At 60.1% G+C, this 13,386-nt stretch carries 12 protein-coding genes; 4 read left to right on the top strand and 8 right to left on the bottom strand.

Going from position 1 to position 13,386, the window contains the following annotated elements; all coding sequences use genetic code 11:
• Nucleotides 1–628: 628 nt before the first annotated feature.
• The 4 genes from GNZ12_RS32150 (at nt 629) to GNZ12_RS32165 (ending at nt 4,867) form a co-directional block, all read left to right on the top strand.
• Entirely contained in the window at nt 629–1,750 is a 1,122-nt protein-coding gene (locus tag GNZ12_RS32150) for a polyamine ABC transporter substrate-binding protein (protein ID WP_172316063.1), read from the top strand.
• Nucleotides 1,751–1,959: 209 nt separating this feature from the next.
• Entirely contained in the window at nt 1,960–3,123 is a 1,164-nt protein-coding gene (locus GNZ12_RS32155) for an ABC transporter ATP-binding protein (protein ID WP_172316064.1), read from the top strand.
• Entirely contained in the window at nt 3,120–4,049 is a 930-nt protein-coding gene (locus tag GNZ12_RS32160) for an ABC transporter permease subunit (protein WP_172316065.1), read from the top strand. Before GNZ12_RS32155 ends, GNZ12_RS32160 begins: the two co-directional genes overlap by 4 nt.
• Nucleotides 4,049–4,867, top strand: coding sequence for an ABC transporter permease subunit (locus GNZ12_RS32165; protein ID WP_172316066.1), 819 nt, complete (start codon nt 4,049–4,051; stop codon nt 4,865–4,867). The genes GNZ12_RS32160 and GNZ12_RS32165 overlap by 1 nt, the downstream gene beginning before the upstream one ends.
• An 848-nt stretch (nt 4,868–5,715) precedes the next feature.
• Here the strand turns inward: GNZ12_RS32165 and hypB are convergent.
• The 8 genes from hypB to GNZ12_RS45620 all read right to left on the bottom strand — a co-directional run bounded on the left by hypB (nt 5,716) and on the right by GNZ12_RS45620 (nt 13,301).
• On the bottom strand, nt 5,716–6,813 hold the full coding sequence (gene hypB, locus GNZ12_RS44640) for a hydrogenase nickel incorporation protein HypB (protein WP_172316067.1): 1,098 nt from the start codon (nt 6,811–6,813) through the stop codon (nt 5,716–5,718).
• Nucleotides 6,813–7,142, bottom strand: a complete 330-nt coding sequence (hypA, locus tag GNZ12_RS32175) for a hydrogenase maturation nickel metallochaperone HypA (protein ID WP_172316068.1) — start codon at nt 7,140–7,142, stop codon at nt 6,813–6,815. The genes hypB and hypA overlap by 1 nt, the downstream gene beginning before the upstream one ends.
• A gap of 18 nt (nt 7,143–7,160) precedes the next feature.
• The gene (gene hypE / locus GNZ12_RS32180; protein ID WP_328806093.1) at nt 7,161–8,243 is read right to left on the bottom strand and encodes a hydrogenase expression/formation protein HypE; all 1,083 of its coding nucleotides are present in this window, start codon (nt 8,241–8,243) and stop codon (nt 7,161–7,163) included.
• A gap of 94 nt (nt 8,244–8,337) precedes the next feature.
• Nucleotides 8,338–9,624, bottom strand: coding sequence for a hydrogenase formation protein HypD (hypD, locus tag GNZ12_RS32185; RefSeq protein ID WP_172316070.1), 1,287 nt, complete (start codon nt 9,622–9,624; stop codon nt 8,338–8,340).
• Nucleotides 9,621–10,337, bottom strand: a complete 717-nt coding sequence (locus tag GNZ12_RS32190; protein WP_172316071.1) for a D-sedoheptulose-7-phosphate isomerase — start codon at nt 10,335–10,337, stop codon at nt 9,621–9,623. The genes hypD and GNZ12_RS32190 overlap by 4 nt, the downstream gene beginning before the upstream one ends.
• Before the next feature lie 30 nt (nt 10,338–10,367).
• Nucleotides 10,368–10,673 (bottom strand): HypC/HybG/HupF family hydrogenase formation chaperone, encoded by a 306-nt coding sequence (locus GNZ12_RS32195; RefSeq protein WP_172316072.1) that lies wholly within the window; start codon nt 10,671–10,673, stop codon nt 10,368–10,370.
• Between the two features lie 90 nt (nt 10,674–10,763).
• Nucleotides 10,764–13,175 carry a carbamoyltransferase HypF gene (gene hypF / locus GNZ12_RS32200; RefSeq protein ID WP_172316073.1) on the bottom strand — a complete coding sequence of 804 codons (2,412 nt, stop codon included), beginning with the start codon at nt 13,173–13,175 and terminating at the stop codon, nt 10,764–10,766.
• A gap of 24 nt (nt 13,176–13,199) precedes the next feature.
• Nucleotides 13,200–13,301, bottom strand: coding sequence for a DUF6893 family small protein (locus GNZ12_RS45620; RefSeq protein ID WP_407947743.1), 102 nt, complete (start codon nt 13,299–13,301; stop codon nt 13,200–13,202).
• Nucleotides 13,302–13,386 lie beyond the last annotated feature (85 nt).

Genomic DNA, 13,386 nt, shown 5'->3' on the forward strand with positions numbered 1-13,386 from the left:
GCTGCAGTTATTGACCGTCCATGGCGCGATGGCATCCGTTTAGCAGTTTGCGCGAGTCCACCGCCAAAGTTTGCACGATCCGGACGATTAGCCGCGGCTTGGGCTCCGCCTGGGCTCCGCGCCGAGGCAGACGGACGTCATCGAAGTTCCCACCGATGTTCCATTTTCGACCTTGGGCTGCCGCTGCGGCAGCCTCTCGAACACACGCGTGTCTAGCTCCGGGTTAGCGGGCGGCTTTTGTGTCTCCTGCTGCCCGCTGCAGAAGACATGAGAGAAATTGATCAAACCAAGCAAAAAACATCAATTCTCATCAGATATTGTTCGGCCGAGAATGGTTCACCAGTCGGCAACGCGAGAGACGCGATGCCGGATGAGCAACGATTCTCCATCCATTCCTGTCGCTATTCAGTTCATCCAAATAGTTAGGAATGTAGATTAAATGGCTGGCTGGTTCAGATGCGAAAAAAGAATGGTCGGTGCCAGTACTCGGCGGCTTGCATTTTCGTCGGCACAGTGCCGTCACTGCATGAGCGGAGGATATCCGGACGGGGCGATCCGATCGTTTTATGGTTTCTTATGTATTCCTACTTAAAGTAAACACAATCTACTACCTTCAAGGGAAAAAACCATGAGCGTTTGTCATCTTCGTCATGCGGTCGCGGGGGCCGCGCTTCTCGCCTTCACGGGTTTTGCGGCGTTGTCGGTTACGCCGGCCCTTGCGGCCGACACGGAACTGAATGTCTACAACTGGTCGGACTACATCGCGAAAGACACGATTCCGAACTTCGAGAAGCAGGACGGCATTCACGTTAAATACGACAACTACGATAGCGATGATACGTTGCAAGCCAAACTGCTTGCGGGCAGCTCCGGTTACGATATCGTGGTGCCGACGTCGAACTACATGGCCAAGCAGATTCAGGCCGGCGTGTATCAGAAGCTCGACAAGTCGAAGCTGCCGAACCTCGTGAATCTCGACCCCGTGTTGATGAAGATGATTACCGATGCCGATCCGGGCAACCAGTACGGTGTGCCCTGGGCCTACGGCACTGACGGTGTCGGCTACAACGTGCAGGCCGTGCAGAAGGCGCTCGGTGCCAATGCGCCGGTGGATAGCTGGGCCCTGGTGTTCGACCCGGCCAATCTGTCGAAGTTGAAGGGCTGCGGCGTGTCGTTCCTCGATCAGCCCGTCGACGTCTTCGCTGCCGCGCTGCAATACATGCATAAGGATCCGAACAGCACAAACCCCGCTGACTATCAGGCAGCGTTCGAAATGCTGAAGAAAGTCCGTCCGTATATCACCCAGTTCAACTCGTCCGGCTACATCAACGACCTCGCCAACAACGACGTCTGCGTCGCGGTGGCATGGTCGGGCGACGTCGGCATCGCCAGCCGCCGCGCCGCCGAAGCAAAGCGTTCATACGACGTGAAATTCTCGAACGTCAAGGAAGGTGGTCTGCTGTGGTTCGACGTGATGGTAATCCCGAAAGACGCACCGCATCCTGAAGCCGCACTGAAGTGGATCAACTACATCGAAGATCCGAAGGTCAACGCTGCGATCACCAACGAAGTGTTCTACCCGACCGCGAACAAGGCCGCGCGCCAGTTCGTCACACCGGCGGTCGGTCAGGACAAGACCGTTTATCCGGGCGACGACGTGTTGAGCAAGATGACACTGATGAAGCCGATGCCGACCGACGTTCTGCGCCTTGAAAACCGTCTTTGGGCACAGCTTAAAACCGGTCATTGATTAAACCAAACTAGAAAGAATCGATCCCGCGCTCAGGGATCGCTCGAACCCTGAGCGCATGAATGGCAGTAACGGTAGTCAGCCTGCGCGCTTTTAGCGTCCCACCCGCGCGCAGTCCCATGTTTTCCGATCGCGCCGCATTTGCGAGCCGCTTCCCGCGCCTCGTATGGAGACACTTGCGCCCGCGATCCGCAAGGAATGGTTACATCATGAACTCGACGACCTTAAAAAGCACGGCCGGCGCCGCCCAGACGGCCCGCCCCGCACCGACGACAAAATCGAAATCGGACGAATTCGTTCGCATTGAAAATGTCGTGAAAAAATTCGGCGACAGCACCGCTGTCGATAACGTCAACCTGAGCATTGCGAAGAACGAACTGTTCGCCCTGCTCGGCAGCTCAGGCTGTGGCAAGTCCACGCTCCTGCGCATGCTCGCCGGACTGGAAACGGTCACCTCCGGGCGCATTTTCGTCGACGGCGAAGATCTCGCCGCGATGCCGCCGTACAAGCGGCCGGTCAACATGATGTTCCAGTCGTATGCGCTGTTCCCGCACATGACGGTCGAATCGAATATCGCGTTCGGCCTCAAGCAGGAAGGCACGCCGAAGAACGAGATCAAGGAACGGGTTGCCGACGTGCTCAATCTCGTGCAAATGACCAAATATGCGCAGCGCAAACCGCATCAGCTCTCTGGCGGCCAGCAGCAGCGTGTGGCGCTGGCCCGTTCGCTCGTCAAACGCCCCAAGCTGCTGCTGCTCGACGAACCGATGTCCGCGCTCGACAAACAGATCCGCCAGAAAACGCAGCTTGAACTGGTGAACATCATCGACAAGGTCGACGTCACCTGCGTGATGGTGACACACGATCAGGAAGAAGCCATGACGATGGCGGGGCGCCTCGCCGTGATGAGCGAAGGCCGCATCGTACAGATCGGCTCGCCCAGCCAGGTGTACGAGTTTCCGAATAGCCGCTTCTCGGCCGAGTTCATCGGCTCGACCAACCTGTTCGAAGGCACCGTGGTCGCGGACGAACCGGATCACATCTTCGTCGAAAGCGAAGACCTCGAAACGAACATCTACGTGAGCCATGGCATTACCGGCCCGCTCGGCATGCCGGTGGGCATCTCGGTGCGGCCGGAACGCGTGAAGGTGTCGCTCGAAAAACCGTCGACGCCGCACAACTGGGCGCGCGGCGTGGTCTCGGATGTCGCGTACATGGGCAGCTATTCGCTGTATCACGTGAAGCTCGACGCCGGCAAAACGGTGATTGCCAACGTGACGAGCCTGGCATTGACGGAGATCGACCCGCCCACCTGGGGCGACGAAGTGTATGTGCGCTGGAGCGCGTCGGCCGGTGTGGTGCTGACGTCATGAAGCGCTCGATCAGTTCTCTGGCGTCGTGGCCGGTGCGCCGTTTCAACCTGAACGGCCGCACCGCGGTGGTGGCCGGGCCGTTCATCTGGCTGCTGCTGTTCTTCCTTGTGCCGTTCCTGCTGGTCGTGAAGATCAGCTTTGCCGATTTGCAGCTTGGCATTCCGCCCTATACGGAACTGACCACGTACACGGATGGTGTGGTTCACGTCGCGCTGGACCTGTCGCACTATGCGTTTCTGCTGACCGACAGCCTGTATTTCGCGACCTATGTGAATTCGGTGGTGGTCGCGGCGATATCCACGTTGCTGTGTTTGCTGATCGGGTATCCGATGGCGTACTACATTGCGCGATCGAATCCGGCGAGCCGCAATCTGTTGATGATGGCCGTGATGCTACCGTTCTGGACGTCGTTTCTGATTCGCGTGTATGCATGGATCGGCATCCTAAAGAATAACGGCTTGCTGAACAACTTCCTGATGTCGACCGGGTTGATCCATACGCCGATCGAGCTGTACCACACGAACACCGCGGTTTATATCGGCATGGTGTATTCGTACCTGCCGTTTCTCGTGATGCCGCTGTATGCGCATCTGGTGAAGATGGACATGACGTTGCTGGAAGCCGCTTACGATCTCGGCGCGAAGCCGTGGCGGGCGTTCTGGCAGATTACCTTGCCGCTGTCGAAGAACGGCATCATTGCCGGTTGTTTGCTGGTGTTTATTCCGGCGGTAGGCGAGTACGTGATTCCGGAATTGCTGGGCGGCGCGAACACGCTGATGATTGGCCGTGTGATGTGGAATGAGTTTTTCGACAATGCCGATTGGCCGATGGCGTCTGCCGTGACGTGCGCGATGGTGTTGTTGTTATTGGTGCCGATGGCGTTTTTCCAGTACGCGCAGGCGAAGGCGATGGAGGAAAGACGCTGATGAAGCCAAACCGAATTTTTCAGTTCATTGCCTTGGGGATTGGGTTTTTGTTTCTCTACATTCCGATCGTGAGTCTGATTGTGTATTCGTTCAACGAATCGCAACTGGTCACGGTGTGGACGCGGTTTTCCACGCGCTGGTATGCGGCGTTGTTGCAGGATGACGAGTTGATCGCGGCTGCGTGGTTGTCGTTGCGCGTGGCGTTGCTGACGGCGTTTGCGTCGGTGATCATCGGCACGTGGGCCGGGTTTGTTTTGGCCCGGATGGGGCGGTTTCGTGGGTTTACGCTTTATACCGGGATGATCAATGCGCCGCTGGTGATTCCCGAGGTGATTCAGGGGATTTCGCTGCTGCTGCTGTTCATCGAAATGGCCAAGTGGTTGGGATGGCCCGCCGGGCGTGGTATTTTCACGATCTGGATCGGGCACGTGATGTTGTGTATTTCTTATGTGGCCATCATTGTGCAGTCACGGGTGAAGGAGTTGAATCCTTCTCTTGAGGAGGCCGCGCTTGATCTTGGGGCTACGCCGCTGAAGGTGTTTTTCTTCATTACGTTGCCGTTGATTTCGCAGGCTCTGGTTTCTGGGTGGTTGTTGTCGTTTACTTTGTCTATCGACGATCTGGTGTTGTCGGCGTTTTTGTCGGGGCCTGGGTCGACTACGTTGCCGTTGGTCGTTTTCTCTCGCGTTCGGCTTGGGTTGAATCCTGAGATGAATGCGTTGGCTACGTTGTTTATTGCTGTTGTTACGGTTGGGGTTGTTGCTGCTAATTATTTTATGCAGCGGGCCGAGAGGAAGAGGGCTGTAATGGCGGTGTAGGTTTTTTTTGCCTGCGCGGCGCTTTGTCTGTTTGCCTGCGGCGTTGGCCTTTCCTTGATTTGATATTGGACTATTAGCGTCGCCCCTGTGCGGGGCAGGCACCTACTTTTCTTTGCATGCCGCAAAGAAAAGTAGGCAAAAGAAAGCGGCTCCAACCGCTAATTCTTAAGCGGGTCCCCTAGCTCGGAGGGGGCAGTGGTGCATCTGGAATCTGTGCCCTCGCACATTCGGCCTTGGTGACAAAGCAGTCATACCTCCGGCGGCGCCGCGCGCGCCGAAGGGCATTTCATAAAACCGTCCGTTGTGTTCCGGCTCCCGCGTTTGTCACGGAACCGCGGCCGGCGGCCACGTCAACACTGCCACTGCCACTGCCACTGCCACTGCGACTCACTGACATTTCATTTGAGGTATGAGTTTGCCCATGCGAGCAGAGGCGTTTCGCCGAGGCGAAGCCGATGGCTCCCACCGCGCCCAAACGAAGCCTCTGGTTTCCCATGCAGACCCGTCCGCGACGCACGCAGTGCGGAGTGGGAGCTGATGAGCCCTTTGTCACTAGCGCTGAAGGTGCGAGGGCACGGATTCCAGATGCGCCACTACCGTGGCTGTGCGGGGGACCCGCTTATGAGCTAGCGGTTTGAGCCGCTTTCTTTTGCCTACTTTTCTTTGCGGCAGGCAAAGAAAAGTAGGTGCCCGCCCCGCACAGGGGCGACGCTAATAATCCAATATCAAATCAAGGAAAGGCCAACGCCGTAGGCAAACAGAAACAAGCGCCGAGCAGGCAAAAAAACTAAAGCAAAGCCCAACACCGCAGGCAAACAGACAAAAAAGCGCCGAGCAGGCATATAACGTTAACGCCCGAGCGCGCGCAGCGCCCCAACCCACCCATACCATGCCTCCATCCCCTCGCCGCTCTGCGCCGACACCTGCAAAATCTCAATCTGAGGATTGACCTTCCGTGCATAGTCCATGCACCGCCCAACATCAAACCGCAAATACGGCAACAGATCGATCTTGTTCAACAACAACAACGAACAAGCCCGAAACATATGCGGATACTTGATCGGCTTATCCTCACCTTCCGTCACGGAAAGAATCAAAACCTTGGCCCTTTCGCCAAGATCAAACAACGCGGGACACACCAGGTTGCCTACGTTCTCAATCATCAGAACCGAATGCATCGGCGGATCAAGCTGCGTCAGAGCGCGCGAAGCCATCTCCGCATCCAGATGACAACCCGTGCCCGTGTTGATCTGAACGACACGCGCGCCGGTTGCGCGAATCCGCTCGGCGTCGTTGAGCGTCGCCTGGTCGCCTTCGATTACCGTCAGCGGCAACGTCGCGCCGAGATCGTGGATCGTGCGCTCGAGCAACGTCGTCTTGCCCGCACCCGGCGAACTCATCAGGTTCAGCGCGAGAATCGAACGGCCCGCCAGCCAGCCGCGATTGCGTTCGGCCAACAATTGGTTCTTCGCCAGAATGTCCTGCTCCAACGTAATTGAAGTGACATGCTCGCTCCCATGGTCGTGGTCGTGCGGGTGATCATGTACATGGGTATGACCATGCAAGTGATCGCCGTCATGTGAATGCTCATGCCCGTGTGAATGCGCAAAGACACCGTCGTGCAAATCCGCATGCGCCGGGTCACCATCAGGTAAAGGCTCATGAGGGTGAGGGTGCGGGGGGTGGCCGTGTGAATGGGCGTGGTCGTCCGAATGCAGTGAGTCGTGTGTATGTGACTGGCTATGCACATGCGAGTGGCTGTGCGGATGGGGGTGTGCATGGCCCTGCTCGTGTGCAATCACTCGCCGATATGCCGGTTCACGCGCTCCCAGCGCAGCGCCATCCTGCGCGGATTGCGATTGCGTTTCCGCCTGCACCGCCTCCTCCGCATCCAGATCGGTCACCGCCACGCCCTGCGTATTCGAACATCCGCATGTCGTACACATCACACCACCTCCATCTGCCGGATCTTCAACTGCTGCCCCGAAATCAGTTCGAGGTCTTCGCTCCCGCATTCGCACTGCCCATACGGCACGTCGATGTCGAGTGTCTCGCCACACGCAAGGCAACGTGCCCGCCCTGGAATTTCAATGATCTCCAGGGTCGCGCCCTCCACCGCCGTATCCTTCGCGCAGACGTCGAAGCAAAACCGGATCGCATCCGGCATCACTGCCGACAATTGCCCGATTTCGAGTGTCACACTTCTCACGCGCGCACCGTTGGCCTGCTCCGCGCAAATCTCGACGACGCTGTTGGCAATACTCAACTCATGCATGGCGCGCTCCTCCAGCAGTCAGCAGATGCGCGGCAACTGCTCGCCCACCAGCATGTCGACGATACGCTGCCCACCGAACACCGTCTGCATGACGACGAGCGCATCCGGACCCGCCTCGCCCATTTCCACCGTACCAATGGCGGCTGCCTCACGTCCTGCTGGATGCGCGCGCATGGCAGTCAGCACCCGCTCGGCTGCATCGGCGGGCACAACGGCCACCAGCTTGCCTTCATTGGCCAGATACAGTGGATCGAGGCCGAGGATCTCGCACGCGCCCTTGACCTGCTCGCGCAACGGCAGGTCCGCTTCACGCAACCGTATCGTCACGTTTGAGCTCTGTGCGAACTCGTTCAACACGGTCGCGACGCCACCGCGAGTCGCATCGCGCAAACAATGAATCTGCGGACATGCGTCGAGCATTGCCGCGATCAGGCTATTGAGCGGACAGCAATCGCTTTCTACATCAGCTTCCAGTGCGAGTTGCTGGCGCGCCACCAGAATCGCCGCGCCGTGATCGCCGAGATAGCCGTTCACAATCACGATGTCGCCAGGACGCGCGTTGCGAGCCGAAATCGACACGTCGCGGCGTACCACGCCGATGCCGGCGGTGTTGATGAACAGTTTGTCCGCACAGCCGCGCTCGACCACTTTGGTGTCGCCCGTCACGATCGCGACGCCCGCTTCGAGCGCGACCCGTTGCATGCTCGCGGCGACACGCCGCAAGATATCGACTGCAAGACCTTCTTCGATCACCACCGCGCACGAGAGATATAAGGGCGTCGCGCCGCATACGGCGAGATCGTTGACCGTGCCCGATACGGCCAACGTGCCAATGTCGCCGCCTGGAAAAAACAGCGGATCGACTACGTAGCTATCGGTCGTAAAGGCAAGCCGGTCCCCACGCGTGGCGAGATCGGCGAGCGCGAATACGGCCTGATCCTCCAGCGCGGCAAGCGTGGGGTTGTCGAAGGTCGAAACAAAAACGTCCTCAATCAGATCGCGCATCGCGCGGCCGCCGCTACCATGCGCCAGATTGACGGAAACGTCGTGTACGCGACGACGTGCCGTGGGCTGCAGAGGATCAGACGCCCGGTCGTTCACGAATGGCCTCCCGTGGTCGATGCATAACCTGCATCGGCAGAGAAGACCATGCGCTGAGGTACGCCTGGTCGGATTGGAGTGGACAGTTGCCCTTTCATAGGGCGCCTCGTGTGGCCGTCGCAGCAATCGCATCGTCGATCAGGCCAGCTGCACGCTCAGGTTCATGCTCAGGTGCAACAGTCACGTCGCTGGCGCCCAGGCACGCCGTAGCCATCGCATCCGCTGATTTCACGCTTTGCCGCGCAACACGCCGCTCATCAATCCGCGACGTATCAATACGCCCATAGTTGTAGTAAGCCGCACACGCGCCTTCGCTCGACACCATCAGCGAGCCGAGCGGCGACTCCGGCGTGCAGGCGGTGCCGAACACCTTGCATTGGTGCGGCTTGATCACGCCCTTGAGCACCTCCCCGCATTGGCATGCTTTCGGGTCCGCGATCTTCAGGTTCGGCACGTCGAACTTGCGCTCCGCGTCGAACGCGGCGAACGCCTCACGGACCCGGACACCCGAGTGATCGATCGAACCCAGTCCGCGCCATTCGAAGAACTCACGCGTCTCGAACACACGCGTCACCGCCGACAAGGCCTGCGCATTGCCATCCTCCGTCACGACCCGGCCATACTGGTTCTCCACTTCACAGCGCCCGTCCGCGATCTGCCGCAATACCATCCACATCGATTGCAATATATCGAGCGGCTCGAATCCTGCCACCGTAATCGGCTTGCGATAGTGCCGCGCGATGAAATCATAGGGTCGCGTGCCGATCACCATGCTGACGTGCCCCGGGCCGAGAAAACCGTCGAGATGCAAGTCGGGCGAATCGAGAATCGCCTTGATAGTCGGGATGATCGTGATGTGATTGCAGAACAGCGAGAAATTGTGGATCTCTTGCGCGTGCGCCTGCAGAACCGTCATCGCCGTGCTGGGCATCGTCGTCTCGAAGCCGAGACCGAAGAAGATCACCTCCCGGTCAGGATTCAGTTGCGCGAGCTTCAATGCGTCGAGCGGTGAATAGACCATGCGCACGTCGGCGCCGTCGGCTTTCGCTTTCAGCAGGCTCTTTTTCGAACCGGGTACACGCATCGCGTCGCCGAAGGTCGTGAAAATCACTTCCGGGCGTTCGGCCAACGCGACGCAATCGTCGACGCGGCCCATCGGCAGTACGCACACCGGGCAACCCGGGCCGTGCACGAACTCCACCGCATCGGGTAGCAACTGCTGGATGCCGTAGCGGAAAATCGTATGGGTATGACCGCCACACACTTCCATGATTTGCAGCGGCCGTTGTTTGGCGCGTTCGATGCAGGACACCAGCACGCGGATTTCCTTCTCCAGCGTCTTCGCTTTGTGCGGGTCGCGAAACTCATCGACGTATTTCATGGCGCGCCTCCCTCTGCCGAGCCTGCCAGCCCCCCCGAACCGGCGAGGTTGCCGCGGTCGTCGGCAAGCAGCGTATGCACGAGGTCCCACAGAATGTGATAAATCGCCACATGAGTTTCCTGCACGCGATGAATGCTGTCGCTTCGCACCACGAGGCAATGATCGACAGCGGCGCTGGTGGACATGCGTCCGCCATCGTGACCCGACAGTCCGATGGTCAGCAGGCCCATCTCTTTCGCCTTCGTAAAGGCAGTCAGCAGGTTTTCGGAGTTTCCGCTGGTCGACACGCCGATCAGCGCATCGCCACGCCGGCCTTGCGCCACCAGTTGCCGAACGAAAATATGGCTGAAGCCGACATCGTTGCCGACCGCGGTCATCATGGCGACGTCGGCCACCAGATTGATCGCGGTGAGCGCCGGCCGGCCCGTGGTCACCGGATGCAGAAACTCGACGGCAATATGCGCGGCATCGCAGCTCGACCCGCCATTGCCCATCGTGAAGAGCCGGCCGTCGCGGCGGTACATGTCGGCTACCGCATGAGCGATCCGTACCACCGCCGGACCGTTTTCGTCGAAGAAACGTCGTTTGGTGTCAACGCTGTCCTGTGCTTTCAAACGCACGGATTCAAGTAATGCCGCGTCGAGTTTGTCCACGTCCTGGCGAGCGCCGTGCAGGAACGGATACAACGCCTGCAGCGATTCATGTTCGGGCATATCGGTCTCCGTTGGCTTCCGATCGCGCACTCATGGCGCACTGCGCAGTTCATCGCGCAGCTCATCCATGTCAGCCATGTCGTCCATCTCGCCCTGCGCGACGCCCAGTTCGTGCAATAACGCGAGCGTGCGCGCGGCTTCCTGCTCGTCGAGCCGGCTCATCGCGAAGCCCACGTGCACCAAGACCCATTCGCCGATGCACGCGCTCGCCGGCCGCCCCTCGTCGATCACGAAGGCGATGTTGATCACGCGCCGCACACCGCCGACGTTCACGAGCGCGAGATCGTTCGCCGCGTCAGTCACTTCGACGATTTGTCCCGGGATGCCCAAACACATGGTGTTCTCCCCTTAACCCGCTTTTGCGCCGCTATTTCTGCATCACCGCCTCTGTACCGCTACTTCCGCACTGCTACCGCTGCGCCACGTTCACATGCCATTGCATTGCTGCGCCGCCGCGACGACCGCCTGCCCTAGCGACAAACCACCGTCGTTGGCGGGTACCTGCCGATGCGTCAGCACACGAAAACCCGCTGCGCCGAGCCGCCCGGCGACCTGTTCGAACAGAATACGATTCTGAAAAACACCGCCCGACAGCGCGACACTCCGCGCATCAACCGGTCCTGTCAGCAGATCGGCCAGACATTCGACCATCCGCACGATCGCGATGGCCAGCCCCTTGTGAAACCGCGCCGCGACCACCGGCATGGACGTGCCGCGCAACAGATCGCCGAGCAAGGCCTCCCACATCGGCCGAGGCTCGATGCAACGCAAGCCGTCCGGCGTGGTGCTGACGATTTCGAACGGATACGCGTGGACGTCGCTGTCGTTTCTCAACGCCTGCAGATCAACCAGCGCCTCAAGCTCGATAGCGGCCTGCCCTTCGTAAAGCACACGCTCCCGGCACACGCCGAGCGTGGCCGCCACGGCATCGAACAGGCGGCCCGCGGAGCTTGCCAGCGGACTATTGACGCGTTGCGCGATCATCGTATCGAGCGCGGCGCGCGGACGGCGGCTCAGGAACTGCTGCACGTCGAGTCCGCCGTATTGCCGCGTAAAGCCGTGCCAATCGAATGCCGCCATGAGATGCGCGTAAGCGTTGCGCCACGGTTCTTCGATGGCGCGGGTACCACCGGGCATCGCAACCGGTTTGAATCTGCCGAGACGCGTGAAGCCGCGGTAATCCGCCAGCATGAATTCCCCGCCCCACAGCGTGCCGTCGTCGCCAAAACCAAGACCGTCGAGGGCGATACCGAGCATCGGCAGCGCATCGAGCGCAACGCCGTTCTCGGCCATGCACGCGGCGAGATGCGCGTGATGATGCTGCACCTCGACCACGGGGACCTGCCACGTTTGCGCGAGGTCGTAGCCGATCTTGCGCGACAGATACTCGGGATGAAGATCGAGCGCCACCGCCTGTGGCTCATGGTCGAACAGGCGCAGATACTGCGCCACCGAGCGGCGATAGTCCGCATAGGACAACGCGTCTTCCAGATCGCCGAGATGGTGCGAGACGATCGCCTGTGCGTCGCGCGCAAGGCAGAAGGTGTTTTTGAGCTCGCCGCCCATCGCCAGCACCGCCGGCGTTTGCGCGAAACCCTCCGGCAACAGCAACGGCGCCGGTGCATAGCCCCGTGCGCGCCGCAGCACGCGCGGTTCGCCCTGCACCACGCGCGCCACCGAATCGTCGACCCGGCGTGCGATGTCGCGATCGTGCATCAGGAAAACATCGGCGATGCGGCCGAGCCGCGCGCGGGCATCCGCGTTGTCGATGCACGGGGGCTCGTCGCTGGTGTTACCGCTCGTCAAGACGAGCGCTGAGTCGATCGACTCCATCAGCAAACGGTGCAGCGGCGTAGACGGCAGCATGAAGCCGAGCGTGCCGACACCCGGCGCGACGCTCGGCGCGACGCACTCCGCCCCGTCAGCACGCAAGATGACGATCGGTCCGGCCGCGCTATGCAGCAGGGCGAGTTCGGTTGGGTCGGGCGTGCAATAGCGGCGTACTGCCTGCAGATCGCGCGCCATCAGCGCGAACGGTTTGCGCTCGCGCCGCTTCAATTTACGCAAACGCGCGACCGCGACTTCATCGCCGGCGTCGCAGGCGAGCTGAAAGCCCCCCAGTCCTTTGATCGCGACAATCGAGCCGTGCCGCAACAACAGGCTTGCCGCGCGACAGGGATCGTCACCATCGGCACGCGCGCCATACCGGCCTTCCAGCCAGACACGCGGGCCGCATACCGGACACGCGACCGGTTGCGCATGAAAACGCCGGTCGGCGGGATTCTCATACTCGGCACGGCACGCGTCGCACATGTCGAACGCGGCCATGGTCGTATTGGCGCGATCGTAGGGAATGGCCTGAACGATCGACAGACGTGGGCCGCAATGCGTGCAGTTCGTAAACGGATAACGGTAACGTCGGTTCGCCGGGTCGGCGATCTCCGCGGCACAGTCCGCGCAGATTACTGCGTCAGGTGTGACGCCCGTCTGCACCTGGCCGCTCACGCTCGCCACGATCCGGAAATCGCTGGCTTCGGCCGCTGCGCTCAGTTGATGCCGCTCGATGGCGTCGATCCGCGCGAGCGGCGGACACTCGGTGCTCAGGCTTTCGATGAAATGCTGCAGCGTCCACGCATCGCCCCACGCATGAATCAGCACACCGTCGCTATCGTTGCGCACGTCGCCGACCACGCCGCATGCATGCGCGAGCCGCCACACGGTCGGCCGGAAGCCGACACCTTGCACCAGTCCGCGCACGCGGATTTCCTCGCCGACTGCCCCGGGGATCGCCGAACGTGGCGGCGAAGACCGTCCGGCAGGCTGTACATGTGTGCTCATCGCTAACTCCCTGGCTGCTACCGCCTACATGTTGCGGATACGGATATAGCGCTTGATGTCCTTCATATTTGCCATCACGCCGACGATCAACGCAGGCAACAAGAGGTACTTCAGAAAGCCTTTCATGATGCCTCCCACTTCAGTTATCTCGCACCGTATCCGTGACGGTCTGCCGCCGGGTTGCTCAGTTGCTCAACCGTTCGAACGGTGC

It is taken from the genome of Paraburkholderia solitsugae, assembly GCF_013177695.1.
In the GTDB taxonomy this organism is placed as follows: Bacteria; Pseudomonadota; Gammaproteobacteria; order Burkholderiales; family Burkholderiaceae; genus Paraburkholderia; species Paraburkholderia solitsugae.

What these genes read in the sequence shown, in the direction of transcription:
- hypD (WP_172316070.1), bottom strand. Translation starts at nt 9,624, where the DNA reads ATGAAATACGTCGATGAGTTTCGCGACCCGCACAAAGCGAAGACGCTG.
- GNZ12_RS32150 (WP_172316063.1), top strand. Translation starts at nt 629, where the DNA reads ATGAGCGTTTGTCATCTTCGTCATGCGGTCGCGGGGGCCGCGCTTCTC.
- GNZ12_RS32155 (WP_172316064.1), top strand. Translation starts at nt 1,960, where the DNA reads ATGAACTCGACGACCTTAAAAAGCACGGCCGGCGCCGCCCAGACGGCC.
- GNZ12_RS32190 (WP_172316071.1), bottom strand. Translation starts at nt 10,337, where the DNA reads ATGCCCGAACATGAATCGCTGCAGGCGTTGTATCCGTTCCTGCACGGC.
- hypF (WP_172316073.1), bottom strand. Translation starts at nt 13,175, where the DNA reads ATGAGCACACATGTACAGCCTGCCGGACGGTCTTCGCCGCCACGTTCG.
- GNZ12_RS32160 (WP_172316065.1), top strand. Translation starts at nt 3,120, where the DNA reads ATGAAGCGCTCGATCAGTTCTCTGGCGTCGTGGCCGGTGCGCCGTTTC.
- hypA (WP_172316068.1), bottom strand. Translation starts at nt 7,142, where the DNA reads ATGCATGAGTTGAGTATTGCCAACAGCGTCGTCGAGATTTGCGCGGAG.
- GNZ12_RS32195 (WP_172316072.1), bottom strand. Translation starts at nt 10,673, where the DNA reads ATGTGTTTGGGCATCCCGGGACAAATCGTCGAAGTGACTGACGCGGCG.
- GNZ12_RS45620 (WP_407947743.1), bottom strand. Translation starts at nt 13,301, where the DNA reads ATGAAAGGCTTTCTGAAGTACCTCTTGTTGCCTGCGTTGATCGTCGGC.
- GNZ12_RS32165 (WP_172316066.1), top strand. Translation starts at nt 4,049, where the DNA reads ATGAAGCCAAACCGAATTTTTCAGTTCATTGCCTTGGGGATTGGGTTT.
- hypB (WP_172316067.1), bottom strand. Translation starts at nt 6,813, where the DNA reads ATGTGTACGACATGCGGATGTTCGAATACGCAGGGCGTGGCGGTGACC.